Below are 26,736 nucleotides of genomic sequence, written 5' to 3'. Positions count from 1 at the left end.
TTTTTAGTTTAGCACAATTATGATATCACCATTAATTACAATGCAGGACATCCGCCGGGTAGAAAATCTGGAATTTTTAGCTCGTCAGGTTGTGGAAGGATTTATTCTCGGTTTGCATAAAAGTCCATTTCATGGTTTCTCAGTAGAGTTTGCCGAACATCGTATTTATAATCCGGGTGAGTCTGTGCGATATGTGGATTGGAAAGTATATGGACGCACAGATCGCATGTACACAAAGAAGTTTGAAGAAGAAACAAACCTACGTTGTCAGATAGTAATTGATGCATCTTCCAGCATGTATTATCCCGAGCCGGAAGCCAAACAAAAAGGTACAGGATTTAATAAAATTTTATTCTCTGCCGTTTGTGCAAGTGCATTAATTCATTTATTAAAAATGCAAAGAGATGCAGCGGGCTTATCCATATTTGCGGATGAAATGTTATTGCATACAAAAGCAGCATCCAATAATGTGCATCATAAATTATTGCAATCGCAACTTGAAAATTTTATTGGGAAACAAAGCAGAAATGTCACTACGCAGGCAGCAAAAAGTTTACATCAACTTGCAGAGAGTTTACATCGGCGGAGTCTGGTAATTATATTCAGTGATATGTTTGATAGCACAGAAGATCCTGATGATTTATTTTCAGCATTACAACATTTAAAATATAAAAAACATGAAGTGATTTTATTTCATGTAGTTGACAAATCAAAAGAAATAGATTTCACTTTCGACAATCGCCCTTATGTGTTTGTAGATATGGAAACGGGAGAAAAAGTGAAGGTGCGCAGCAATGAAGTGAAAACACATTATACAGAACAGATGCAGCAATATTTAAAACAATTGCAATTGCGTTGTCATCAATATAAAATTGATTTTATAGAAGCCGATATCAATAAAGATTTCAAGCAAATTTTAATGCCGTATTTGGTGAAGCGGATGAAGATGAAATAGTTGACAATTGACAGTTGACAATGAAAAAAGTTTCGAGTTTCAGGTTTCAAGTTCCGTGTTTTGGGCTTCAAGTTCCGGGTTAAATATTTCAAGGTTAAATGTTATTTAACACAAACTATCTTTTTTATTTGTAATTACACGGTTACACAATTCGACAGTTATACAATCCTAACATTAAACCCATCCGCTAATCAGCTAATCATCTCATTTGTACATTAGCCACATTTGCACATTTTCACATTTGCTAATCGGCTAATCAACCAATCGGCTAATCATTAATTCTCACATTGGCACCTTCGCACATTCGTTAATAAAATTCCCATTCAAAAATTATTTATTACCTTTCTATATTAATTAATTCAAAAAATCAGACTTATGAAAAATATTTCCTCTCTCAAAAATATTCCCAATACTTTAAAATTATTTTTCTTCCTCCTTATAGTTTTTGTACTCAATGTATTTCAGGCAAATGCACAGGCGCCGGCTATCCAATGGCAAAATACAATAGGAGGAAGTGATAATGATTTTATAAATTCCGTAGTGCAATCTGCTGATGGTAACTATTATGTTGGAGGCGAATCTAATTCACAAGCCTCTGGCGATAAATCCGAAAACAATATACTCTTATCTACCACCAGCGATTATTGGATTATTAAACTATCACCTGCCGGCGACATTATCTGGCAAAATACAATTGGTGGTGATTACTATGACCGCTTAACTGCAATTTGTCCAACACCAGATGGTGGTTGTATGCTCGGAGGCAGTTCTGCATCTTTTGCAAGTGGCGACAAAACTGAATCCTGTAAATTAAATGGTGGTGGTGGAAGAACGTATGATTACTGGTTAGTAAAATTAAGTGCGGATGGTGAAATTGAATGGCAGGATGTAATTGGAGGAAAAGGTGATGATTTTTTAAGTGATATGCATGCAACTACAGATGGAGGTTATATAATTGCCGGCAATTCTAACTCCGGTAATTCAGGGGATAAAACAGAAGTAAATGTAGGTTTGGAAGGTTACTGGATTGTGAAATTAAATGCAGACTTAACTATAGAATGGCAAAATACAATTGATGGTATTTATCATGATTATGCAAAAAGTATTTATGAAACTTCTGATGGAGGTTATATCGTTGGTGGTGAATCCAATTCAAGTTTATCCGGAGAAAAATTAGAACCAAGTTTTAATGACAGCTATGATTACTGGATTATAAAACTAAGTCCTGAAGGAGATATTGAATGGCAAAATACAATTGGTGGTAATAGTGATGATTATTTGGGATCTGTAAGTGAAACTTCAGATGGCCAATATATTGTTGCAGGTTATTCTAATTCAAATGCAAGTGGAGATAAAACAGAAAATAAAAAAGGCGATGAAGATTTTTGGATAATGAAATTAGATGAAGATGGTGATATTGTTTGGCAAAATACTATTGGTGGAAATGATAGTGATGTTGACGCACAGATTCAAGAAACAGCAGATGGAGGCTTTTTATTATGTGGCAGCAGCGAAACTAATTTATCGGCTGATAAAACTGTTCCTAAATTCGGAAACAAAGATTTATGGCTATTAAAATTGGATAATGTAGGTAATATTTTATGGCAAGATGTATATGGCGGTTCTGATTTTGACTGGTTCAGATCAATGATTCAAACCAATGATGGCGGAATCTTGCTGGGAGGTACTTCACGATCAAATATTTCAGGAAATAAAACTGAAGCCGCTATTAATTCAATAGGGGGTGCTCCAGATGATTTTTGGATTATAAAATTAGAAGGCGATACATGTCTTCCAACCACAGAAGTATGCAATGGAAGGGATGATGACTGCGATGGATTTATTGACGAAGATGCTTTGGTAACATCTGCAATTGTAGCAACAGATGTAACTACATTATGCACTGGTGGATATGTGCCTTTAAGTGTAACTTATAATGGCAATTGTACTTTTCAATGGAAGCGCAATGGAAATAATATTTCGGGTGCAAACAGTCCTGTTTATCTTGCAAATAAAAGCGGAATATATGCTTGTAAGGTTATTACTGATTGTGGTGCAGCAATCTCTGAAAGCATTGTTGTAGATGTGAAAAAAAATCCTAACGCTTCTGTTTCTGCAAGTGGCCCATTGGTTTTTTGTCCCGGAGGCAGCGTAATACTTTCTGCGAATGCAGGAGGAGGATTATTATATCAATGGCTTAAAAATGACGTGATTATAGTGGGCGCAACTAGCATAGATTATACTGCAACCACTGCCGGTGTTTACAGATGTCTGGTAACCAAAGCCCCAACCGGATGTAGTAAATTATCAAATACGGCAACAGTAACCGTAGCTTGCAGAGAAGGTGAAACAGAAAATATAATTCAAAACCCGATGTTTTCCATTTACCCGAATCCAAGCTCTAATAAAATCACTGTAGAACTAGAATCATTAAATGAATCAGAACTATTAATAATTATGGATATTACAGGAAAACATTTAATGGAAGTTACAATTATACAAGCGGTAACAACAATTGATATTTCAAACTTTCCATCAGGTATGTATTTAATTAAATTAGCAAATAATAATATGCAGTACATTGAAAAATTTGTGAAGCTTTGATAGCTAAATAATTTAAAAAACTTAAACCATTGACTTTTTAAATTGACAATGGACAGTTGACAGTTGACAATGAAAAAAGTTTCAGGTTTCGAGTTTCAGGTTCCGTGTTTCGAGTTTAGGGTTTCTTCATTTGCATCCCGATAGATATTGAGGGCACATCATAATTCATCAGCTAATCAGCTAATCATCTCATCGGCTAATCATCTCATTTGCACATTAACCACATTAAACACAATTGCACATTAACCACATTTGCACATTTGCACATTCGCACATTTGCTAATTTGCACATTAATCACATTTGCACATTAAAAACTCATCAGCTAATCAATTTCCTAACTTTGCAGTTATGAGAAAATTAAAATTTATTCTGATACTACTATTGTGTATTGCAATTTTACCAAAAGCAAAAGCACAAGTTTCTTTAATTGAAAATATTGTGGTTGATGGATTAACTAGAAGTTACAGAGTGTATATTCCGGCAATGTATGATGGCTCTTCTGCTGTTCCATTATTATTGAATTTGCATGGCTATGGTTCCAACGCTTTTCAGCAGGAATTTTATGGTGAGTTTAGAAATATTGCCGACACCGCAAATTTTATTTTAGTTTGTCCTGATGGCACGTTTGACATATATGGATTTCAATATTGGAATTGCTTTGTTGCAGATAATATTGGAGTGGATGATGTAAAATTTCTTTCTAATCTCATTGATACAATTTCATCTGATTATAATATCAATGCCAACAGAATTTATTCAACAGGTATGAGTAATGGTGGCTTTATGAGTTATTCTCTAGCCGGCGAATTAAGTGAACGCATAGCAGCAATTGCTTCCGTTACCGGTGATATTACTTATGAAAGATTTCCCGCAATTATGCCAACCCATCCAATTCCGGTTATGGAAATTCATGGCACTGCAGACCTTACCGTTCCTTATGATGGTACAGAATCATTTATACCGATTGAAGATGTGGTGAATTATTGGGTAGAGTTTAATAATTGCAATCCTACACCAGAAGTTATAGAAGTGCCAGATACAAATCCGGGTGATGGATGTACTGCAACACATTTTATTTATTCCGGTGGTACTAATAATGCCGATGTGGAATTTTTCAGAATTAATGGCGGTGGACATACATGGCCGGGCACCATATTTATTTTAGGTGTTACCAATTTAGATATTAATGCAAGTCAGGAAATATGGAGATTTTTTTCACGCTATAGTTTAGATGTGTTGACAGATATTTTTACAACAGAAATGCATTCTATTAAAATAACTATTTCACCAAATCCTGTTATTTCCAATATAATAATTGCATCGGATGGCAATGCACAAATCAGTGATGTACGCATTTTTGATATTAGCGGAAAAAGTATTTATACAGACCAATCTGAAACAACGATAACAAAAACAATTACCATTGAAAATTTTGCTGCGGGAATTTATACTGTGATGTGTAAAGTAAACGGCAAATATCAATTCCAAAAAATAATAAAGCAGTAGAAAAATCTACTGCTTTAAAAATAAAATCCGGAATGTGTTTTTAATGACTACAACTCTACATGCGTATTTTTAAAATACTTACGTATCCAGGCAGTCATTTGATTATGTGTCATAACAGGTGCAGTATGTACTGCCAATAATTTTCCAGCCATGATATGATCTAATCTAAACATTTTTTCAAGTTCCGTTTTTGTACCTGCGGGCCCAAACACTACTAATTGATCTGCACTAAGTGCATGTGTGCGCACATTATCCAAAAAATGTTTTCGCTGATCTTGTATTCTGTGTTCCTTTCTGTGTTCCATGTCAAAATACTGATTGCCAAATCCTGCAGCGTTTTTTCCTTCGCCCGGAATTCTTTCCCGGTAGTCAACATTCGCCAGCACTTCCTGAATAATAGCCTCATCGCCATTTAATTCAATTATCACAGCCTTTGAGCCGTCAATCCAAATTCCCATGTTTCGTGTCATACTTCAAAGAATTTACTTCTCTTAAGAAATCCGCTTATCCATCATTAAACAAGTATATATCCTAAGAAAATGGTGATTTGTAATAAAAATTAAGTGAAACTGTATGCAAAGGTCGGGAATTCAAGCCAAAGAAGGAAATATAACCAGAATCTACTTTGATTCCCATGTAGCAAAGAGCGAAAGTAAATTGATATAAGCCAACCTATTCCCGATTTTATTACATACTCAACGCAGGTTTGTTTAAATCCTACAACATAATCTAAACAAGCTTTTTATTTTTACTCCATGTCGCAGGAATTGCTTTTGGAAGTAAAAAACTTATCTACTCATTTTTATAGTGAAGGAAGAACTATAAAAGCCGTAGATAATATTTCTTTTAATATTTATCGTGGAGAAACCGTTGGCATTGTGGGTGAATCAGGTTCAGGTAAATCTGTTACCTCTTTATCTATCATGCGACTAATTCCCTGGCCACCGGGAAAAATAGTGAGTGGTCAAATATTATATCATGACTCAAAAGGTATTGTTGATTTAGCAACGCTTCCTGAAAAAGAAATGCGGCGCTTTCGTGGGAATGATATCTCCATGATTTTCCAAGAACCCATGACAAGTTTAAATCCTGTTTTTACTTGCGGCTCTCAAGTGGATGAAGCAATAATGTTGCATCAAAAGAAAAATAAAAAACAAGCAAAGGAACTTACACTCTCTTTATTTCAAAGTGTGCAATTGCCGGATCCATTGCGCATTTATAAAGCATATCCGCATGAATTAAGTGGCGGACAAAAACAACGGGTGATGATTGCAATGGCGATGAGTTGTAATCCCGATATTTTAATTGCCGACGAACCGACTACTGCGTTGGATGTAACTGTGCAAAAAACAATATTGGATTTGATGGCTGAACTGAAAAATAAAATCAGAGCATCCATTATGTTCATCACGCACGACCTCGGTGTAATTGCAGATATTGCTGATCGTGTTTTGGTAATGTACAAAGGTCATATTGTGGAGCAGGGAACTGTGCTCGATATTTTTGAAAATCCACAACATCCTTATACAAAAGGTTTAATGGCATGCCGACCACCTCTGCAAAAGCGATTGAAAAAATTACCGGTGATCAGTGATTTTATGGAAGAGGATGCGGATGGAAATATCATTGAAAAAAAAACAGATTTGCACGAGATTATTGTTACTGAAAAAGAAATTGCAGATAGATTAGAAAATCTTCCAAAGCAAAATCCAATTTTAAAAGTTGAACATTTAAAAACTTATTTCCCAACTAATAAAAATTTTTTAGGTAAAACAACAGATTGGATTAAAGCCGTGGATGATGTAAGTCTAAATGTTTATCCAGGCGAAACACTAGGACTTGTTGGTGAAAGTGGCTGCGGAAAAACCACATTAGGTCGCACTATAATCCGTTTGCAAGAACCTACTTCAGGAACAGTAGAATTTATGGGTAAAGATATTCTTGCTTTAGATCATAATGCGATGAAGCAAGTGCGCAAGGAAATGCAGATTATTTTTCAGGATCCATACAGTTCATTAAATCCACGGTTGACAATCGGCTATGCAATTTTAGAACCGATGCAAGTACATGCACTTTACAATAATGATAAACAACGCAAAGAAAAAACAATTGAGTTATTGGAAAAAGTTAATATGCCGGCGGATGTGTATGGCAGATATCCGCATGAATTTTCCGGCGGACAACGTCAACGAATTTGTATTGCAAGAGCATTGGCATTAAATCCCAGATTTATTATTTGTGATGAATCAGTTTCTGCACTCGATGTTTCTGTGCAGGCGCAAGTATTAAATTTATTAATGGATTTGCGCAGCGAATTTGGTTTTAGTTATATTTTTATAAGCCATGATCTCAGTGTTGTAAAATTTATGAGCGATCGTATGTTGGTGATGAATAAAGGAAAAATTGAAGAACAAGGACCTGCAGATGTTATTTATAATAATCCGCAATCTGACTATACTAAAAAACTGATTGAAGCAATTCCAAAAGGTAATGTAGAAGCAATAAAACAACGATTATTAACTGTATGATGCAACCACCTTATTTTAACTGTTTATCTTCGCATTACTCAACTTGAAGAAATTCACCACTCATATCATATTAATTATTGTTGCAGCAATTTTGCTGAACAGTTGTCGTCGTAAAGAAGATACGACATGGGATATCGGATTGCTCACTCCTATTCTTCAGGGTAATTTAAACATCACCGATATTCTTGCCGACAGTCTGAAAGAAATTAATAGTGATGATGGTGTTGACCTTGTGTATCGTCAACAATTAATTGATTTAAATCTTGCGGAAGAAGGTTTATCAATTCCCGATACCATTGTTCAGGTATATGTTTCTTTGGATTCGTTAGGATTAACCGACCGCACATTAACCAATCAAATTTCATTAGGTCAGGTTGCTACTGCTTTAGGATTTCCTTATGGCACTTATATTATTTTAAACAATGGCAACATGGTGCCGATAGATCCAATTTTAGGTTTCAGTTCCGGCGAACAACCTATTGATGCAAATTCATTTTTTGAATCGGCAACTATTGAAACCGGATTTTTAGATATTCAAGTATATAATGGTTTTCCAATTCCATTGACAAATCTTTCGTTGTTAATTAAAAATTCTTCTGATGGTGCAATCATCGTTGATGAAACAATCCCTTTAATTGATGTTGGAGAAACAGTTATTTCAACAACATCTTTAGACGGCAAAACTGTGGATGGAGATTTAATTGCCGAGATAACAAATTTTGATTCGCCGGGTAGTCTTGGCGAAAATGTTTTAATTGATACTGCAGATGCATTTGTTATTACCATGTCGGCTTATGATTTAAATTTATTAGAAGCTACTGCAATATTTCCCGCACAAAATTTAGTGAACAGAAAAAATGATGTGGTATATGATATGGGTGGTCCGGAATTTACAAGTATGGAAATTAAATCGGGCAATGTGGTGATAGATGTGGTAAGTACGATGAAGGATACTATTTATATCGTGTATAATATTCCGGGTGCTGTAGATCCTTTCGGAAATAATGTTTCTATAATTACCAAAGTGCCACCTGCGCCTGTTGGTGGAAGTACTACGGTGAGTGAAGCTTTTCCTTTAGATGATTACACAGTTGATTTGCGTGGAAGCAGCGGTATTGGTTACAATACATTTTATCAAGAGTTTGTTGCAAGTATTGATTCTACCGGAAATGTGGTAACCATTTCTTTACTCGATAGTATTTCTTTAGTGTATGGATTAAAAGATATTATACCAAAATCTGTAGAAGGATATTTAGGTCAGTCCACCGAAATATTAAAAGATACATTGAAAAATATTGATGTATTTAGAACAATTATTTCCGGCGAACTTTTATTTGATCAGGTGGATGTGTTATTGAATATTGAAAATGGAATTGGTGCAGATGCGAATGCAATTTTACACAGTATGACTGCAACAAATACACGCAGCGGAATTTCTAAAACATTAATAGCACCTACAGTAGTTGGGCAAATAATTCCGGTACATCGTGCGCAAAAAAATCCCTTCTTACCCGGCATTACAAATGTGGTTTTAAATACTTCCAATTCCAATATTAAAGAGTTGTTAGAGATTTTACCCGATGAAATAAGTTATGATGTTACTATGGATATTAATCCAAATGGTAACGCATATAATTATCAGGATTTTATTTTAGAAGACAGCAGACTCAAAGCAAATTTAGATATGGTGGTTCCATTAAATTTAATTGCTAATGATTTGGTGATGCAGGATAAATTTTCTGTTGATTTAAATGCAATGGATCATCCTGAAAATATTTTAAGTGGCGACTTGATTTTAGAAGTGGATAATGATTTTCCGTTTGAAGCAGAATTATGGTTTGTATTTATAGATGAATTCGGAACACGATTAGACAGTCTTGATTTTTCTGCAACACCAATTCAAGCCGGTGTGTTATCTCCCGATTGCAGAGTGTATGACAGCACAAATACAGAGATGAAAGTGTTTATTAATGAAGACCGCATGCAGAATTTTTTGCTTGCAGAAAATGCAATAGTAACTGTGCGATATAATACCACTACCCTACCCGGCTGCGGCGATCACATTCGAATTTATAGTGATTACGATTTGCATTTCAATTTGCGGGCAGATTTTAATTACCGCATAAACTTGGGTAACTATTGATGCGCAACCTGTTTACTTTTATAATTATTGCAATAGCATTCAGTGTATCTGCGCAAACAGATTCTGTATATTCGGTTTCATCAAATATTTTTTCATGGTTTGATCCAACGCAATTGCATTTATCCGATAGCGGAAAAGTAAGTGTGCATTTTGGTTCTGAATTTTTAGTGGGCAGTTCTGCTCAACCGGTATCATTTACCGATAAATTATTATTTGGCGGATACATTGATGATGAAGAAAAAGATAATGTAAGCAAACGGTTGAAAGATTTAAATTATGGCGGATTAGATTTTGAATCAGACTTCTACATCAGTTTTAAAACAGATAGCCTTTGCAAAAATTCAGCAATATTTTTTGGTGGTAGTTATAATTATTTTCAATCACTGGCATACACCCGTGATTTTTTTAATATCGCTTTTTATGGAAATAAATTATATGAAGGTGATACTGCTACATTTTCTAATAGTGCATTCAGTGGATATTCTTTAATAGAATATAAAGCGGGGTTTGTAAAACAGTTTTCGGTAAAAAAAGGAAATCTTATTCTCGGTATTGCAGGTGGATTTGTACAAGGACTTTCTGCAAATCAGGCAAATATCCATCAAGGTATTTTGGCAACAGCACCCGGTGGAGAATATCTTGATATCACTATGGATTTTGAATATAATAACAGTGGCAATGAACCTGTTAGTTTTGATAACACCAAAGGAACAGGATATAGTTTTGATGTATTTACAAAATTTCAAAACAAAGAAAAACGATTTGAAATAAATGTAGGCATTCAGGATATGGGAATGATGTATTGGAATAACACACCCAATAATTATATTGCCGATACCAGTTATATTTTTGACGGCATTGATATCACTTATGTATTTAATGCAAGCGGAACAAACAGTGATGGAGGTAATGATTCTATTTTTGATATTCTGGGTATTGATACTACTAATCTTTCATTTCGAACTGCAACACCGGCTAAATTAAATGTATCGTTTACTAAATATTTTTCAAGCAACGATTTATTCATAAATGCAGGAGCGCAATATTATTTATTTACACCTTATCAGATTTATTTATATGGTAGATTCGGTAAAAATTTTATTAATCAAAGTTTACAGATTTCAGGAATTATAAATGTGGGTGGCTTTGGTGGTTTTGGAATTGGTGTTGATATAGAAAAAAAAATATTTAATTCTGTATTTCTTCGTGTTGGTTCTAATAGTCTTCTCGGTTTCATCGCACCCAATACATTTAATACTGCCTCTGTATTCGGTACTATTAAAAAAACGTTTTAATCCTCTTTTTATAATTACTCACTAATAATTCTTTTCCCCTTTCGCTTGTTTACCTTTGCGCTTCCATGGCAGAAATTTTAAAGACAGATGTATTAGTATTAGGTGCAGGACCGGGTGGTGCAGCCACTGCATTGTTTCTTGCAAAAGAAAATATTTCCTGTATTGTAATTGATAAAGCCACTTTTCCCAGAGATAAAATTTGTGGTGATGCACTCAGCGGGAAAGTAGTGGAAGTATTCAACCGATTAGATAAAAATATTATTCCGCAATTAAGCATTAATTCTAAAACACTCGATTGCTGGGGAGTAACATTTGTTGCACCCAATCAGGAGGCGCTGAGCATTCCTTTTAAAATGGATTATGCAAGTAATAAAGAACGGGGACTTGCACCGGGATTTATTTCAAAACGTATTGACTTCGATAATTTTCTTATCAATCTTGTAAAACAACAATCCTTAATTCATTTGTTGGAAAATACAGCAACAGAAAGTTTTGAAAAAATTACTGATGGATATATAGTGCGCACAAAAAACAACGCTTTTGAAATTCATACAAAACTTGTTATTGCTGCCGATGGTGCTCAATCGCAGTTTGCAAAACAACAAGGTAAAATCGAAGTGGAAAGAAAACATTATTGTGCCGGTGTGCGTGCATATTATAAAAATGTAAGTGGAATTAATGACGGTAATTTTATTGAATTGCATTTCTTAAAAGATTTTCTTCCCGGATATTTCTGGATATTTCCGCTATCTGATAATACTTATAATATTGGTTTGGGAATGCGCAGTGATGTGGTGAGCAAACGCAAAATAAATCTGAAACAAAAATTAGCAGAAGTAATTGAAAAATATCCTGCACTAAAAGAAAGATTTGCAAATGCAGAAATTGTGGATGATGTGAAAGGATATGGATTACCACTCGGCAGTAAAAAAAGAAAACTCTCCGGCGATAATTATATGCTGGTGGGTGATGCCGCTTCTTTAATAGATCCTTTCACCGGCGAAGGAATAGGCAATGCGGTGATGAGTGGCATGTGTGCAGCAATGCAAGCAAAAGAATGTATTGCAAATAATAATTTCTCAGCAGATTATTTAAAAGCGTATGACACCACTGTATATCGTCGTTTATGGCACGAATTGAAATTGAGTTATCGTATGCAGCAGTTGGTAAACTATCCCTGGCTTTTTAACTTTGTAGTGAAGAAAGCAAATACAAATAAAGTATTGCGTGAAACGATAAGTGTGATGTTTGAAGATATAGACCTGCGGGAAAAATTGCGTAAACCATCGTTTTATTTTCAACTATTATTTTCTAAATAAAAAAAGAATATGAAAAAGCTTATCTACAGTTTTTTAATTACAGCACTCATTGCATTTACAGCATGCAGTGATAAAAAAGAAAAAGATCACAGCGAAGATGAAATGGATCAAATGTCTGGTACAGAAGAAACAGAAGATATTCTTGTAGTAAACGGCGTGGGTGGATATGGAGTAGAAATCAACGGTGATGATGCAAAAGATTTAATGGTATTTGCTTCTGACAGAACTGCTGCAAATGGCTATACAGGAAAAGTAAAAGGAACTGTTACCAGTGTTTGTCAGAATAAAGGATGTTGGATGAAATTAGATTTGGGCAATGGTGAATCCATGCGTGTAACATTTAAAGATTATGGATTTTTTGTACCTAAAGATTTGGAAGGCAAGCAAGTAATAGTGCAGGGAGTTGCAGAAGTAAAAACTATATCTGTTGACGACCAACGCCATTTTGCAGAAGATGCAGGAAAAACAAAAGAAGAAATAGAATCCATCACCGAACCGCAGGAAGAATTGGTGTTTGTAGCAGATGGAGTAATCGTTTTATAAGTATTTTTAAACAAGGCTTGGGTAAAAAGGATAATCCTTTTATCTTTGCCGCACCTTTAAAAAAAAAGGTTTTGATTCCGTAGCTCAGTTGGTAGAGCATTACACTTTTAATGTAGTGGTCCTGGGTTCGAGTCCCAGCGGGATCACACCAATCAAATTGAAACCCTTGTAGACATAAAGTTTACAATGGCTTTTTGTTTTTAAGGTAAAACATGGGTAAAACAATTGATTGGAATTACAGACAATTGGCTACATAATTATTTTTGCTCGTTAGCTAGATTACTTTATAGATGATATCTTTAATACACAAATATTAAAGAATATGTCCAAAGTAAAATTTCACAAAGAATTTTTTAATGAAGTAGCCAAAATCAATTTGTTAAATATTACATCACTACAGAAATCCAAACTTTTAGAAGAAAAGTACTTGGAAACATTTCAATTTGTCGGTTTAATAAGTGATGTAAATCATAGGGAATTTGAAATAGAGGGCATAATCACTGATAATTCATATTATTTAAACCAATTTCCTGAATGGAATAGATTAAAAATATCTATTCCGGAGTCATTAAATATAAGCTTACATAATGTAAATAAGGGAACATTGTGGAGGTTTTTTTGTCGCAATGGATATTATGTTAATGAAGTTCACCAATTAAAATATGTAAAAGCATCGGTAACGAATAGATCGAATAGTAATTATAGTCTATTTGTTAATAATAACTATTACTGCAGCTTAGCACCATCTAAAGTGAACGACTATTACTTACACGATTCAGAAAAATTTGATTTAGAATTCGTTCAAGAAAATGGATTTATATTCCGGCCATCCCGATATAAATGGGCATTAAAACCCTCTTATGAATATTCGAATTTCAATATAAATATTTGAATTTGGTAAATACCCAATTGACATGTAAGTAAAATATATAAAAATTAATAAGTTATATAAATTAAATTTTGAATTTTATTTAAGAGCACAAATTGTAAACAATTTGAATGGCCTATATTGTTTTAATACTTCCTACACCTATTGCAATGTCTCTAGTTAGCTTAGCCATAGGTCGCTTACAAAACTCCATCTCATTATAAAAATTTCCATAGGATAGCTTATACATTTCTTCATCTGATAAATTTAATCCTCGAAATGTCCGTTTTAGAATTTTCATGTATTTATCACCTGAAATATTTCTTTTATAAATTATTTCCCTTATTAAATCCACATGCTGCTGATACACCTCATTAAGTTTAAATAATTCAATATTATTTTCAACCTTTTTTCTAAGTAATAAATTTTTACTTGGTCCAGCATATTTAATCTTAACTTTTAAATCCAATGAATTTCCAATTGATGCTTCATAAGTTTGAGGTACATAATCAAACTGCATTAATTTATGATGCAAATTATGTTCAAATGGATTTAAATAATCATTATAAGAAATTGATTTGCTTGCCTTCAAAATATGATTGCAGACATCGCATGATGGAACTAAATTGTAAAAAGATAATGCTAATAATTTGTGTTCATGATAAGGGAGGAAGTGGTCTAACTCAGGTCTAATATTTTTAGTGCCCCCTACCACTGTAATTGTATACAATCTATTGCAGTATGGACATACACTCAAATTTAACTCATTTATTAATTCATATGGCCCCAAGCACTTCCATGCTTTAAGTGAATGAACCAATATTTATAGTCAATAATAAAAGGAATCAGATCTTTAATTGACTCAGTTTTTTTCTAATTCTATAATAAAAGAGTAATTGCTTCTTGTATTTTCCTGTAAACTCTAAAAGTAACAGTTTCTTGATACTTCGTCTTAGAGAAATTAGCTGTATAATATTAGTTTGAAAACTTGTCAGTGTAGATTTTACATTTTGGTTGCTCTTAATCCGGTAAATAGTTTTCAAGGACGTTATATATTTAGTTTTTGTGAATATTCCATTTATCAAAAACTTATATTGCCCCTGTATTTTTTTAAACGATTCTAATTTTGTTACTTCATAATTGATCTGTTTATTCCGACTAGATTTATTTTTATTCAGCCGTAGCATAATATTGAAAAGGTCAATATAAAAATCAACTCGGCATACAATTTCCTCATGAACAAAGTCAGTGTGTTTAATAGCTGCTACTCTAGTATTTACAGATTCATTAATTCCTATCATCTCTCATTTTTTTTAATGATTCAATACGCTTTTGCATCTCTAATATTTCATCTTCAATTATGGTCTCATCATAAAATATCTCATTATACATATCCAATAACTTAAATCTTACAATCTCATCAGATACTATTGAAATGACATACTTAACAAACTCTTTTTCACCTTTATTTATTTCAACCCCCTTTTTCCAGGTGTTTAAAAAATCAATAACTGTTTGGATGGTTTTCTTAGCAAAATCACCTATTAATCCGTCCTGTAAAAAAAAGGAGGTTGCTAGGAGTTCATGAATATTTGCGCCAAAAGTTTTCAGTTCATTTTCCGGTACTTGTTCGGGTTGACGCAATTTTGATTTTCTTAAAAGGATACAATTTTCTGGTGGCAAATCAGATAGCAAATAAGGGCTATGGGTAGTCAATATAAGTTGAATGCTATATTTATTAAACTGCGAATTAAAGAAATCCAATAGCCAGCTCAGATACTTCTTTTTCCAAGAAGGATGAAACCCTACTTCACCCTCATCAATAAACACGATATATGAATTATGATCGCCATAATTATCTTGAAAAGAGCTTAAAATCATAAAGAGTCTGCTAAAAAGCATTAAATATGAATATTCACCTGAACTTGGAAAAGGGGTCAATATGTAATCGCAAATTCGGCTCGATTTCTTTTGATCGTTTCCAAACAAAGTATTTTCATTTGATATAAAACGTGAAATCAATTTTCTGTTTGCCAATGAGTTCTTAATTTTTATACTTCCTATGACATAAAAACGCCAATCGTAGGCATAAGGATAAGAAATCTTCGAATAGGAAAATGGAGAAAATTCACTTATATAATAACCCTTATGGCAAATAGTTCTGTAATCATCCAATAGTTCAGAAATGAGCATAACATTTGAAAAAATTGATTCAGGAAAATTATCATGATAGATGAAATTAGATATTTCATCTTGGTTACCCAACGATCCATTTTTTACAAATAGATAACAAATTAAATTAAATTTAAAAAAAGTATAACAAATATCTGCCATTTTATTTTGGCTAATATTTACAACTTTAGAATGTAATTGATGATCTATATACTTTTCAGAGATACGTGCAACAATAGATTCAAATATACTTTTTAAATAAGCGATCCCATTGTGCTCGTCATTCAATTTCCTAAAATCCAATCGTCGATTATTAGCAAAATAAGTTGGTAAAATAACAATGCTCTGAGGATCTGTAAACGGTAAACTTTTATTGCTAAGAAGGTAGTATTTTATTGCTCTATATGATTCTTCATATTCATGAATTTCAGATTCTGATATTTTGTCGTTGTAAGGTGAAATGGAACTCCTAAGATCTTGAGTCTCATCTAAATAATGGGGCTGTAATATTTATCATTTTTTAATAGATTATAACTAGATATGTTAAATAAATTATTTGCTCTGTTTTCAGCTCTTTTATCGAATAAATTTGAATAATAAATGAATCCAATATTTGTAAACTGGTTTCGGATATCATCACTCATTGATTCAAATGGAGATTCTTTAAATTTAACAATGAGGTATCCACTTTTTTTTAGGACTTCTTCATTTGATATTTTAATACCCCTATTAACAAAAACATGGTTTCCAAATATTACAATTCCAGTAAATTTATAATAATAGCTTATTGTACCATATGTCAAAGTGGCTATCGCTTCGATAACAGTTTCGCAAAGAGAGGATTTACCGCAACCATTTTGACCTGCAATGGTTGTAATAGATGATATCTTTTCACCAAAATTTAACTTATTCTTGAATGGAGGTAAAAGATTCAATATTCCATTTGAATAATCAAACTTGTGTACCCCCGAATGGTTGAAATTAAATCCTATGTTTTTTAGTATTTTAAAATCTTTAATCCATATATACTTTAACTCCAAGTTCATACTAAATATCTCATTTGTAAATCAAACAATAGGCTTCTCCTGTATTGCTTCCCAATTATTGTCAATTTGTTATATAAAAAAAACTCGCTTCAATTAAGTTGAATCGCATAATCATTTTTAATTTTGTTTTAGATTGATTGATTTGGGATCTACTTTTAACTTCACAATCATATTTAATAATTCAATTACCGAAAGATCACCCTTCCGTGATTCGACAAACTTCCTAACAATATCTTTTGCTCCTTCCGATTGTATATTTTTTACATAGCCATAAACCATAATATAAAACTCCTTATTCCCTATAAAAAATTGTTGCTCTTCTTCTTTAGAAATTTGAAATAGAGAAAGCTCTTGTTTTATTTTTGGCGAACTCAAAACATTTACTATATAACTGAAATCACCGGAAGAAACATTTGCTATCAAATTCATATAACCTACTTCATCTGTTCCCATGAATGCCTGAAATATTTCAGTAGCTTGTAATTTATAAATGAGAAAAACAACAGCCTTATTTCTTAAGAATGATAAAAACTGTTCCTGATTAATGCTCTTCTCATTTTTATCAGTATTGCTGTTAATCAAACTAATTAAATATGGTGGAATATCAACTTTTTTTAACTCAGAAACTCCTTTCTTCTTTTCATATAATATATTTTCTATGGATTCAATTATAGAATCAGGCATATTCAATGTCATTGACATTATTAACTTTTCTAGATTAATTAATTCTTGGCTCAAATATGTAATAATAAATTTGCCTTTCGGTGGAATTGTTTTAGGTTCGTGATTGATAAATAATTCATAACATGTTTTATTTATATTGTCAAGCTGCTTTTCCAAATCATTTCGAAATTCTTCGTAAAACTTAATATCAATAACTTTAATTGACTTTAAAGAATTTATAACCTCTGTCTCAATTTTATAACAATTCTCAATTACATTAATTACTCTATATTTAAACGATTCTGGAAGCACAAAAATTAAAGCGTTCGATGGATCCGGTTCAATAAATATTTTTAGAATACTCATATATTCCAGCCAAAAGTCAATTGACTCCGAAACAATAGCTCTTATTTTTTTAATACGCTCTTCTTCCATATAATAACTTCAATAAAAATTTGCTTCTCATACTCAATATAGATGCATTGTTTTTAATACCTGATAAATTTAATAATTCCATGAATGATATTGCAAATTCTTCTTATCACTCCAAGGTATGCTAATAAGCAAATAATTAAAGTTCTGAAATCTATATTTTGACGCCTTTAAACACAAAGCCTTTATTTGCTCCCACTGATTATTCTTTTTGTCCTCATCATTATGATTTACTATCATAAGGCGATGCTGCGCATTTCCAATAGTGAGTTTGGTAAAGTCATGTAGTATGGCATCATACCCACCCCATTCAACTTCACAAATGAGCCCTAATCCTCGAAACTCTTTCCAATCATTAATCTGTTGTTCCGAATCATCATCTATACTCCATATTAAGTCATACAACCAACCTGCATGACCGTCTTCCTTAAAGGCAGATGAATAAACCGTGTAATGTAAATCATCACCAAGTTCTTTTAGAGCATTATAGACCAACTTTGTCCAAGGCTTTGGACCCGATTGATTCCAATTCATATCAACACTTATGATGCTTTGAATTTTTTGAAAAATTAGCCATTCAATGCCAACTAATTTATTTGATTTTTCCATCTGTGTGTATTTATATTTTGTGATTATACTTCTATATTGAACCCTTCATTTTGGAAAAATAGATCAATATCATTTTGAGAACAACCATTATTGATTGCTTTTGCAATTAAATCTGCTCTATCCCTTTCCTTAATCAAAGCAATTATTGCATTATCATCCACAGTAATAATTCCATTTAATCTATTCTTAATAAAATATTCAGGGTGTAGAAATATTTGATTTGCAAGTGTATTAACGGAAGGTGAAGATAACTTACCTCCACCTTCAAGCCTAGGTTTAGTTTGGGTAAGAAAAACTATATCAATATCCTCTAAACCATTAGGCCATTCCAATTGCAATAAACCATTTTCATCAAATACTGAAGAGTCTTCATTATCATACTTAAAATTATTCATGATAGATTCATCAATTGGCGGAACATATTGACTCTTCCAAAACTCAATAAAACTATTTCTTTTTTCGACCTCCAAATTAGGATTCAACCAAGCTAAAACGATGCACCATTTTACATCATTTCCTTTTATAAAATCTTGACTATTTCTACCTTCTGCCTCAGACAAATCCTGGGCATACAACAATAATTGGTCATTTGTAAGATTCCTTCTTCTAAAAGGCATGAATATGCCAGTTCCATATTCTCCCTCTATGTGATATGAGCTACGAATAATCATGGTAGGGCATTTTCTTTCAATAGAGTATCTCCCATAAAATAAGGGAACTTGTATTTCTTTCTTATGCAGCCAATAGGATTCACCAAAAGCATTTAATCTCCATGTATCTCTAGCATTGTTTGAATCCCAATATAATGACCCGATAATAAGAACACCGGCATTATATTTAATTTGCTTATTAGACATATGCTTTTTGCATTTTGATATTTTTTGAAATACATTTTTGAAACCCTTCACTTATTGCCTTCTATTATTTTTATTTCTTCTTCTGTCAACTCATAAAGTTTGTAAACCATTTCATCTATTTGCTTTTCTAATTTGCTGGTGTCGGCTAAATCATTTTCCTTTTTAGCTGAATGAATTTTCTCAATAATTTTTACAAAGGATTTTTGAATACTTGAAGAGGCATTTTTAATTGGTAATGATTTCATGTGATTAGGATAAAAATGAGTTCCGTCATAAAGGAGTTCGTTGACATAAAATTTTATCATTTGCGAATTAAGGATTGCTTGAACAAATAAATAATCAAATTGCTTTGAAGTTTCAATTTTCATTTTTGAGATATTTCTCAAAATAGTTTGATTGTTTATTTTAGTGAATATATGCCAAAGGGTTAAGACAACAACAGAATCATTGCAATAAAATTTTTCATTGTCATAAATAAAACGCAATTTATTTATGTCGCTTAATGTTCTTAATCCAACTAGTTTTTCAGTTTCAAATAGTTCGGGAAACATTGAATTATACATAACATCCGGCCTGTATTCCAAATAAGAAAAACTTTTAATAAGCCAATATCCCATGTCTTTGCCTTCAAAGTATTTTTTGAATTTTTTCGTTGGATTTGACTCGTGAATAAAAGCTTCCTTCTTTAAGTTAAGTTTTTCACTGCTTGGTCGCAATCCATAATTTACAGAAAAAGCATCATCAACTCTTATACAATCCTTGGTAATATTATTCAAGACTTTTATCTTTTCATTAGTAAGATTAATCCTAAAATTATTTTCATCAGTATCGGAGAATATTTTTTGATTGAGATAATTGTATTGCAATTTTTCAAACTTGGAAGAATCTTTTGCAGATCCAATGTCAATGATTTTAACTTTTTCATTAGGCTTATTTAAGGTTTTCTGCAAATGGAGAATACAAGTTCGCACTGTTGCAGCCTCAAAAACATCATAATTGAAATTAATAATTTGATGCAAATGATATTTCAAAAATTCCTTACGAAGTATCAATCCGTAACCCTGAGATAAAAATTTGTTAGAAGTAATAAAATTTAATTGTCCATTCTGGCTTAATAATTCAATCGCTTTCTCATAGAACAAAACATACAGATCATATTTTTGATAAGCAGTTTTAAATCGCTTAATATTCTTCTTAATTGTTTCATCAATTTCTTCAACATTAACATAAGGGGGATTTCCTATAATAATATCAAAACCCTCCGTAAGTCCAAACATCCATTCGGTTTCAAAGAATGGAGCAAAAACATTTTGGTCATAAGGATCAAAGGCAACAATTTGCTCTGCCATCGATTTTTCCCATCCATCATTTATTAAGAGATTGGCAACTTCCTTTCTAATTGCCCTATCTTGATTTTGAAAAGCTAATTTTTCTTTTCTAGTTTTTGCAGAAAAATACTTGTGTCTAATGTCCTTCAGAAGGTTTTCTTTTGTTTCAATTTCTAAATTTTTTAGAAGCCCTGTACCAATATTTCCTTTTTTACTGCTTACCGATTTATTTAATCCAATCAAAGTATTTGCTGCAACAAATTTTGTTTCAAGGTTTGGCAAACTTCTAATTCCAAAATTTGCCTTTCCTTCTTGTTTATTTTGGTCAATCACCAAGGAAATAAAGAAACGCAACTTGGCAATTTGCACGGCAATCGGTTGTATATCTATTCCGTAAATGCAATTTTCAATTAGGTAAAGTTTTCTACCGTAGTCGCTAGCATTGTTTTCAAACACATCATTTATTTCAATTAATCGCTTTTCTCTTTCTTCTTTGCTATCACTTTTGTAAGCGGTTTCGGTATCATGCATAGCTTTCTGCCGTTGTAATTCTTTCCAATAAATATTTTCTATGTCTAGTTTTTGCAGAATGTGAACCATTTTATGTAACGCACCCATCGGGAACGCACCACTACCGCAAGCAGGGTCAAGTATTTTGCAATAATTTATGGCCTCTATTAGCTTTTCAATATCTTCTTTCATAGTGAATGGCTGTAAAACTTCATAAGAAAATAGTTGCCTCAATTTTTCATCTAGCTCTTTTTCTTTACCTAGCCATTTACTACCTTTTAAACTTTGTTCTAAACTAAGTTGACCTACCTTATCCTTATTGCCAAAAATTTGAACCTGATTATTACCTAATTCTATAATACCGGCTTTTTCATTTAACAGATAATTTTTTAAATATTCAATCAAACTTTCGTCAACCATATAATTTACAATTTCCCGTGGGGTATAAAAACTACCCGTTTGCTTTCGTGCGGTGGTCTGGGTTTCGGGGTTGTAACTTGCTAAAAGATTTTCAAAGACCTTTCCTAATAATTCGGGGTCAAGAGCAATTTCCTCTTCTATCGGTGTATTTTCAGCAACTGTAAATTTGTAGCTGTTCAATAGGTTTATAAGACCTTGTGCTTTGTAAGTTTTATTTCGTGTTCCATAAATTTCATTTAGATCAACTTCTTTCAGTTCTCCAAAAAACAAATAGTCAGGAACATGAGCTTGCTTATTTATATTGCGACTGAAACCGTCCACATACTGAACTGTGCCTGCTTCGTTTGGTTTGTCAAGACAATCAAACAAACCTCCATTAAGAAATGGAACATTTTTATATAGATCCATCACTTCCTTTTCTTTTATTAAAAATTTATCTGCATAACGGAATAAATTCTTTACACCATATTCGGTTTTGTTTTGCTGATAATTTCCTTCTTTCACAAAGCCTCTATCATTCATATTCTGATTTAGCGTTCCGAAAAATAAGTTTTGTAGGACAGCATTATAATAATTTTCTGATTTTTTATTCTTGGCAAAGTCATTTAGTATTTTATCCAGATACTCTTTACGGAACAAATTGTTCGGCACTAATTTTTTCTCTTTGATAAACCAAATAAAAATAACCCGAGTGATTAAGCGAATGAGATTAGTTGCATTACGTATGTCCTTTTTCTTTTCAATATCATCAGGAAATCGCACATTATCCATTGCCCAGAAATACCAGTTAGCCAACTCCTGAAAAAATTTTTTGTTGAGTATGCTTACATCAAGCACTTGCAACCAATGTGTGTGCAGTTGAGCGTAGGTAGTAACGCCAACAGGTTTCACAAGGTCTTGCAATATGCGTAGGTGTCCTGTGTGTGTGTTCTGCGGATGCGTATGAATATCACGAAGGATAATTACTTTTCCTGCTTTCTCTCCCTGCCTCCATGTTTGCAGATACTTGAAGCGTTCACTGATAGCAATGGAAATGATTGCCTCGTTTGAAATTTGATATTTCAGCACCAAAGCAACTGGCATCTTCTGACTGATGCGATTGAATGCTCTTGTGAGTTCTGAAATTTCTGTTCGTGTGGGGTGCTTGCCTAATTCCAAAGCGAAAAGCATTAAGCCCTCATACGATTTGTTGGCTTGCACTTGTGCTTGTTTGTATGAATAACTTTCGTCAAACAAACCTGTTGCTGTGAGAACAGTGTTGTCCAATGTGCCGATATAAAAAGTTTTTTCAATGGAATTGAAAATTTCCGTATTACGGAAATATTGTTTCAACAAATCACGAGCTGGAATTGCAGTGGTCGTGTTTGAATTGAGTTTGATATTCAACTGCCGAAACAAATCGGTTGCTGATTCAAAAAGATTGGCGGTGTTGAATAAAGATAAATTCATGTTTTACTTATTAGAAATAATGAACCAATTAATCAAATCAAAATTTTCACTCTTGAATTTATCTTCCAACTTTTTTTGTTCGGGTGAAATTTTTTGCGGTGTGGTATCGCCTGTAAACAAATTTTGAATTTCATTTATTGCTACTGGCGTAGTTTGATTCTTTACCCAAGCGCCAATTGATGCAGCAAGTTTTGCTAAAACTTTTTGGTCGCCTTTTTCAATGTTTTGTGGAACATAACGGTGTTCCATTTTATGATAGCGAAGCAATGAAAGAATTTCCTGATTGTTTTTTAAAACCATTGAGTCCGCTTTTTCTCCCTCTGAAATGGGTTGATGCAGCAAATGAATTTCATCATAAATATGTTCGGTGCTTTCATCGGGTTTTCTCGGATAGCCCAAAACAGCAACAATGCTGTCGGGAATTGTTTCCCACTTTTTATTTGTTCTGAATTTAAACCCTGTGAAAACTCCATTTGGCATCTGCTTAAAAAAATCTTCGTTTTGTTTGAAGAACTCAAACAACTCCTGACGGAATTGTTCCATTGACAAATCATTCAAGCCAAGTGTTTCATCATTGGTTTCAATGTCATCCCAAGTTATTTGCAACTGGTCAAGCATTTTTTGTGCTTGCTTTGGCAACAACGGATTTTCTTCCACCATCTTTTGAAATTCAGGAGTAATGTCTTGCAACTCTGTACCTACCACACTCATTAAAGCCATTCGTTCCTCTACTCGTTTTTTCAGTCGCAAATAATCTTCATAGTTTTTGCCTGGCCAAAAATTTATTCCTCTGATGGTATCATTCATTGAACCTATTCTGTCAATCCGTCCCATTCGTTGAATGAGGCGAACTGGATTCCAATGAATATCATAATTTACAACGGTGTCGCAATCCTGCAAGTTTTGACCTTCGCTTAAACAGTCGGTTGCAATTAAAACATCAATAGGATTTGAAATTTTCTTTTGCGTTTTCTTATCGTTGTCTTTAATCAGTTGTAACCATTTTTCAAAAGGCACTTTCCATTTGTCGCCTTCACGGAATTCCTCTGTAGTTAGATTGTTTTCGTAAAGTTCTGTCCAATCTTTTTCGTTGTAAAGTTTTGTGAATGGTGCAAAGCGTTCCAGAATTTCTTCAAACTTTTCGCCTGAATATCCATCATGCGTTTCACTCAATGCACCTGATACATACGCTAGGTTTTTAATTTTCCGTTTCTGCAATTCACGATACAGATATTGTGCTGTGTCTTTGAACACAGTGAAGATTAAAACCTTTTTATTCGATGATTTTGCTTGCTTGGTTTCTATGTGATAAATTAACTTGTTTAGTTTTTCATCTTCTGCTTTCCCGTTTGCAAAATCACTTTCAAACTTTGCCAAATTGCTTTGCAGTAATTCTAATTTTGTAATGTCGCCTTCCAAATGTTTTTTGAAAATGTCAATGTTGGTGATGGATGAAAGCGGAATAGGATTTTTCTTTCCTAAAGTAATTGGAGGTTCTTCTTGGCTATTGTTCTCCGATTCTGAAACGCTGTCTTCCAATTCTTCTTTCTCTTCCTCTGTCAGATTATCTTCAATGGAAGTGTCCACTTTCTTTTCAATAAACTCATTCACTTTTGCTAATGCGTTGGTGTGATGATTCAAAATATTTTCAACTGTGTTTTTGAAAGAAAACCAACTTGATTCAAGACGTTTCATCAATAGGATATACATCATCTTAACCAAAAACTTTTCCCTCTGTTTTGGATTATCCAAAACACTTTCCACTTTCAAATCTTTGATGTATTCAGAAGGTCTGTATGCAGTGAGGTTTACCCGAAGTGCATTTAAAATATCTTCAAAAGATTTAAGGTTTCCAAAGTTTACAGGGGTTATATATTCATTTACAGGTATATCTTTCTTTGGAAAATTCATTGCTCCAAATTCTCCTTCAATTAATTTTCTTGTCCGTGCAACAATTAAAGCATCTGTGAGGTCAAAGAATTTTTGGGGAAGTTTAGAAATGAAGTCAGATATCTTTTTAGTGTCCAATGCACTCCAGTCATTAAAATCTTTTTGTGCTGTTCTAAAAATACTTTCCAAACTACCAATCTCTAATCCTGATTTTTCAAAACCGCTATCACTTCCTTTAGTCATCAACTTGAATTGATTTCTGATGTCAATTAATTTGTTATTGATGGGAGTTGCTGAAAGGTGAAGCAATTTTACTTCACGGCTTGTTTTTTCAGGCAACAGTACATTGTCAACTAAAAATTTGTATCGTGAAGATTTGTCGTTACGCAAATTGTGGCTTTCATCAATTACAAATAATAGTTTTTGCTTACGTTGCAATTTTGAAAGCGGAAAATCCGGATAGTTTGAAGTTAGTCTTTCGTCTTGCAGGTCGGTGTGGTTTCTTACATAGTATTCAATTTCATCTTTCTCAAACCTTGAACCTTTCCCGCTTTGGTATTGCTCCCAATTGTTCCGTAATTTTTTTGGACAAAAAAGAAAAACAGTATATCCCTTGTTTTCAAAATATTTCATCACTGCTAATGCAGTCCAAGTTTTTCCTAATCCAACTGCATCCGCTAAAATTGCTCCGTTGTATTTCTGCAACATCTTGATTAAACTCAACGAACCTTTTTGTTGATAAGAGAAAAGCGTTTGGTAAATTTCGGTAACTTCCAAGTGTGCAATTTCTCTTTTGAACTCTGCATCACTTGTAAGGGAAAGCAAATCTTCTTTGAATAATTCATACAGGACTTTGTAGTAAAGATCTTTCGGTGTGTATTCTTTGAACAAGTTTTTGATTAGTTCAATGATGTAATCTTTTACCTCAACCTTTGTCCTGTCGGCTAATTCAATTTTCTCCGATGCTACTTTTTCCCATTGGTGTTTAAACCAGTTTTTAAATTCTTTGAAGTCGCCTTCGTAATCATGTTTGGCTGTGTTTAACTCGACGTTGCTGCTGTCCTTTATGCCAAGTCCTGCATCAGTAAGGTTTGAACTACCAATTATATAAAAGTTTTTTCGTGGGTCTTTGTCGGTGTAGATATAAGTTTTTGCATGGCAAAAATTCTTCTGAATATTTTTTACTTCAACATGCTCTTGCTCTAAAAAAGCCACTGCTTTTTTAGCTGATAAGCTAAGAGAAAGAGTGTTGTCAATTCCAGCATTGCCATTAAGCAAGTCAATAATCTTATTCACTTGAGAATTGTCTTTCATTAGGTTACCCAAAATCATTTTAAATTTCTCTACATTGTTCAAGTCATCATACATTAATGCCAAAGCATTAACTGAAAAATATCCTGTTACAAGGTCAAGTTCACCTTGCTTTGTGTAGTTTTTGATGAAATCAAAAACTTTATAAAAGTCATTATCGTCTGTTTTTGTTTTGTTATCTAGTAGCATTGGGCTTAATCAAGTCTTTTAAACCAAATAACTGTTGAAACCCTTACGGACATTAGATATTTGGGTACCTCATTACAATTTCAAATATAGATAAATCT

18 protein-coding genes and 1 tRNA gene are annotated in these 26,736 nt (G+C 33.1%); 10 read left to right on the top strand and 9 right to left on the bottom strand.

Going from position 1 to position 26,736, the window contains the following annotated elements; translation table 11 throughout:
* Window positions 1-19: 19 nt before the first annotated feature.
* The 3 genes from IPN31_00570 (at window position 20) to IPN31_00560 (ending at window position 5,066) form a co-directional block, all read left to right on the top strand.
* Window positions 20-955 (top strand): DUF58 domain-containing protein, encoded by a 936-nt coding sequence (locus IPN31_00570; GenBank protein MBK8680412.1) that lies wholly within the window; start codon window positions 20-22, stop codon window positions 953-955.
* A 375-nt stretch (window positions 956-1,330) separates the two neighbouring features.
* Entirely contained in the window at window positions 1,331-3,559 is a 2,229-nt protein-coding gene (locus tag IPN31_00565) for a T9SS type A sorting domain-containing protein (protein ID MBK8680411.1), read from the top strand.
* A gap of 349 nt (window positions 3,560-3,908) precedes the next feature.
* A complete protein-coding gene (locus tag IPN31_00560; GenBank protein MBK8680410.1) occupies window positions 3,909-5,066 on the top strand; it encodes a T9SS type A sorting domain-containing protein in 1,158 nt (385 codons plus the stop codon).
* 47 nt (window positions 5,067-5,113) lie between these two features.
* Here IPN31_00560 and IPN31_00555 read toward each other — a convergent pair whose 3' ends face one another.
* The gene (locus IPN31_00555) at window positions 5,114-5,536 is read right to left on the bottom strand and encodes a hypothetical protein (GenBank protein MBK8680409.1); all 423 of its coding nucleotides are present in this window, start codon (window positions 5,534-5,536) and stop codon (window positions 5,114-5,116) included.
* 285 nt (window positions 5,537-5,821) lie between these two features.
* Here IPN31_00555 and IPN31_00550 point away from each other — a divergent pair, with 285 nt between their 5' ends.
* From IPN31_00550 to IPN31_00520, 7 genes are all read left to right on the top strand, one after another.
* A complete protein-coding gene (locus IPN31_00550) occupies window positions 5,822-7,594 on the top strand; it encodes an ABC transporter ATP-binding protein (protein MBK8680408.1) in 1,773 nt (590 codons plus the stop codon).
* 43 nt (window positions 7,595-7,637) lie between these two features.
* Window positions 7,638-9,737 carry a hypothetical protein gene (locus IPN31_00545; protein MBK8680407.1) on the top strand — a complete coding sequence of 700 codons (2,100 nt, stop codon included), beginning with the start codon at window positions 7,638-7,640 and terminating at the stop codon, window positions 9,735-9,737.
* Window positions 9,737-11,032 (top strand): hypothetical protein, encoded by a 1,296-nt coding sequence (locus IPN31_00540; GenBank protein MBK8680406.1) that lies wholly within the window; start codon window positions 9,737-9,739, stop codon window positions 11,030-11,032. The genes IPN31_00545 and IPN31_00540 overlap by 1 nt, the downstream gene beginning before the upstream one ends.
* Window positions 11,033-11,106: 74 nt before the next feature.
* On the top strand, window positions 11,107-12,351 hold the full coding sequence (locus IPN31_00535) for a geranylgeranyl reductase family protein (GenBank protein MBK8680405.1): 1,245 nt from the start codon (window positions 11,107-11,109) through the stop codon (window positions 12,349-12,351).
* Window positions 12,352-12,453: 102 nt separating this feature from the next.
* On the top strand, window positions 12,454-12,894 hold the full coding sequence (locus IPN31_00530) for a DUF4920 domain-containing protein (GenBank protein ID MBK8680404.1): 441 nt from the start codon (window positions 12,454-12,456) through the stop codon (window positions 12,892-12,894).
* A gap of 73 nt (window positions 12,895-12,967) precedes the next feature.
* Window positions 12,968-13,040 (top strand) — tRNA-Lys (locus IPN31_00525).
* A 176-nt stretch (window positions 13,041-13,216) separates the two neighbouring features.
* Window positions 13,217-13,786 (top strand): hypothetical protein, encoded by a 570-nt coding sequence (locus IPN31_00520; protein ID MBK8680403.1) that lies wholly within the window; start codon window positions 13,217-13,219, stop codon window positions 13,784-13,786.
* Window positions 13,787-13,898: 112 nt separating this feature from the next.
* On the opposite strand, the gene IPN31_00515 is transcribed toward IPN31_00520, so the two are convergent.
* The 8 genes from IPN31_00515 to IPN31_00480 form a co-directional block, all read right to left on the bottom strand.
* Window positions 13,899-14,492 carry a hypothetical protein gene (locus tag IPN31_00515; GenBank protein ID MBK8680402.1) on the bottom strand — a complete coding sequence of 198 codons (594 nt, stop codon included), beginning with the start codon at window positions 14,490-14,492 and terminating at the stop codon, window positions 13,899-13,901.
* Window positions 14,493-15,049: 557 nt separating this feature from the next.
* Window positions 15,050-16,222 carry an AAA family ATPase gene (locus IPN31_00510; protein ID MBK8680401.1) on the bottom strand — a complete coding sequence of 391 codons (1,173 nt, stop codon included), beginning with the start codon at window positions 16,220-16,222 and terminating at the stop codon, window positions 15,050-15,052.
* Between the two features lie 200 nt (window positions 16,223-16,422).
* A complete protein-coding gene (locus IPN31_00505) occupies window positions 16,423-16,980 on the bottom strand; it encodes a hypothetical protein (protein MBK8680400.1) in 558 nt (185 codons plus the stop codon).
* Window positions 16,981-17,097: 117 nt separating this feature from the next.
* Window positions 17,098-18,078 (bottom strand): hypothetical protein, encoded by a 981-nt coding sequence (locus IPN31_00500; GenBank protein MBK8680399.1) that lies wholly within the window; start codon window positions 18,076-18,078, stop codon window positions 17,098-17,100.
* A 69-nt stretch (window positions 18,079-18,147) separates the two neighbouring features.
* Window positions 18,148-18,684 (bottom strand): hypothetical protein, encoded by a 537-nt coding sequence (locus tag IPN31_00495; protein ID MBK8680398.1) that lies wholly within the window; start codon window positions 18,682-18,684, stop codon window positions 18,148-18,150.
* 23 nt (window positions 18,685-18,707) lie between these two features.
* A complete protein-coding gene (locus IPN31_00490) occupies window positions 18,708-19,541 on the bottom strand; it encodes a hypothetical protein (GenBank protein MBK8680397.1) in 834 nt (277 codons plus the stop codon).
* A gap of 47 nt (window positions 19,542-19,588) precedes the next feature.
* Window positions 19,589-22,957, bottom strand: a complete 3,369-nt coding sequence (locus IPN31_00485) for an N-6 DNA methylase (protein MBK8680396.1) — start codon at window positions 22,955-22,957, stop codon at window positions 19,589-19,591.
* 294 nt (window positions 22,958-23,251) lie between these two features.
* On the bottom strand, window positions 23,252-26,638 hold the full coding sequence (locus tag IPN31_00480) for a DEAD/DEAH box helicase family protein (GenBank protein MBK8680395.1): 3,387 nt from the start codon (window positions 26,636-26,638) through the stop codon (window positions 23,252-23,254).
* Window positions 26,639-26,736 lie beyond the last annotated feature (98 nt).

Source organism: Bacteroidota bacterium, from assembly GCA_016715425.1.
Classification (GTDB): Bacteria; Bacteroidota; Bacteroidia; order Chitinophagales; family BACL12; genus JADKAC01.
This window is presented reverse-complemented; position numbering and strand designations above follow the sequence as displayed.

Coding starts and splice junctions, on each gene's coding strand:
- IPN31_00540 (MBK8680406.1), top strand. CDS start 9,737: ATGCGCAACCTGTTTACTTTTATAATTATTGCAATAGCATTCAGTGTA.
- IPN31_00480 (MBK8680395.1), bottom strand. CDS start 26,638: ATGCTACTAGATAACAAAACAAAAACAGACGATAATGACTTTTATAAA.
- IPN31_00550 (MBK8680408.1), top strand. CDS start 5,822: ATGTCGCAGGAATTGCTTTTGGAAGTAAAAAACTTATCTACTCATTTT.
- IPN31_00505 (MBK8680400.1), bottom strand. CDS start 16,980: ATGAACTTGGAGTTAAAGTATATATGGATTAAAGATTTTAAAATACTA.
- IPN31_00500 (MBK8680399.1), bottom strand. CDS start 18,078: ATGGAAGAAGAGCGTATTAAAAAAATAAGAGCTATTGTTTCGGAGTCA.
- IPN31_00530 (MBK8680404.1), top strand. CDS start 12,454: ATGGATCAAATGTCTGGTACAGAAGAAACAGAAGATATTCTTGTAGTA.
- IPN31_00490 (MBK8680397.1), bottom strand. CDS start 19,541: ATGTCTAATAAGCAAATTAAATATAATGCCGGTGTTCTTATTATCGGG.
- IPN31_00555 (MBK8680409.1), bottom strand. CDS start 5,536: ATGACACGAAACATGGGAATTTGGATTGACGGCTCAAAGGCTGTGATA.
- IPN31_00565 (MBK8680411.1), top strand. CDS start 1,331: ATGAAAAATATTTCCTCTCTCAAAAATATTCCCAATACTTTAAAATTA.
- IPN31_00570 (MBK8680412.1), top strand. CDS start 20: ATGATATCACCATTAATTACAATGCAGGACATCCGCCGGGTAGAAAAT.
- IPN31_00495 (MBK8680398.1), bottom strand. CDS start 18,684: ATGGAAAAATCAAATAAATTAGTTGGCATTGAATGGCTAATTTTTCAA.
- IPN31_00560 (MBK8680410.1), top strand. CDS start 3,909: ATGAGAAAATTAAAATTTATTCTGATACTACTATTGTGTATTGCAATT.
- IPN31_00520 (MBK8680403.1), top strand. CDS start 13,217: ATGTCCAAAGTAAAATTTCACAAAGAATTTTTTAATGAAGTAGCCAAA.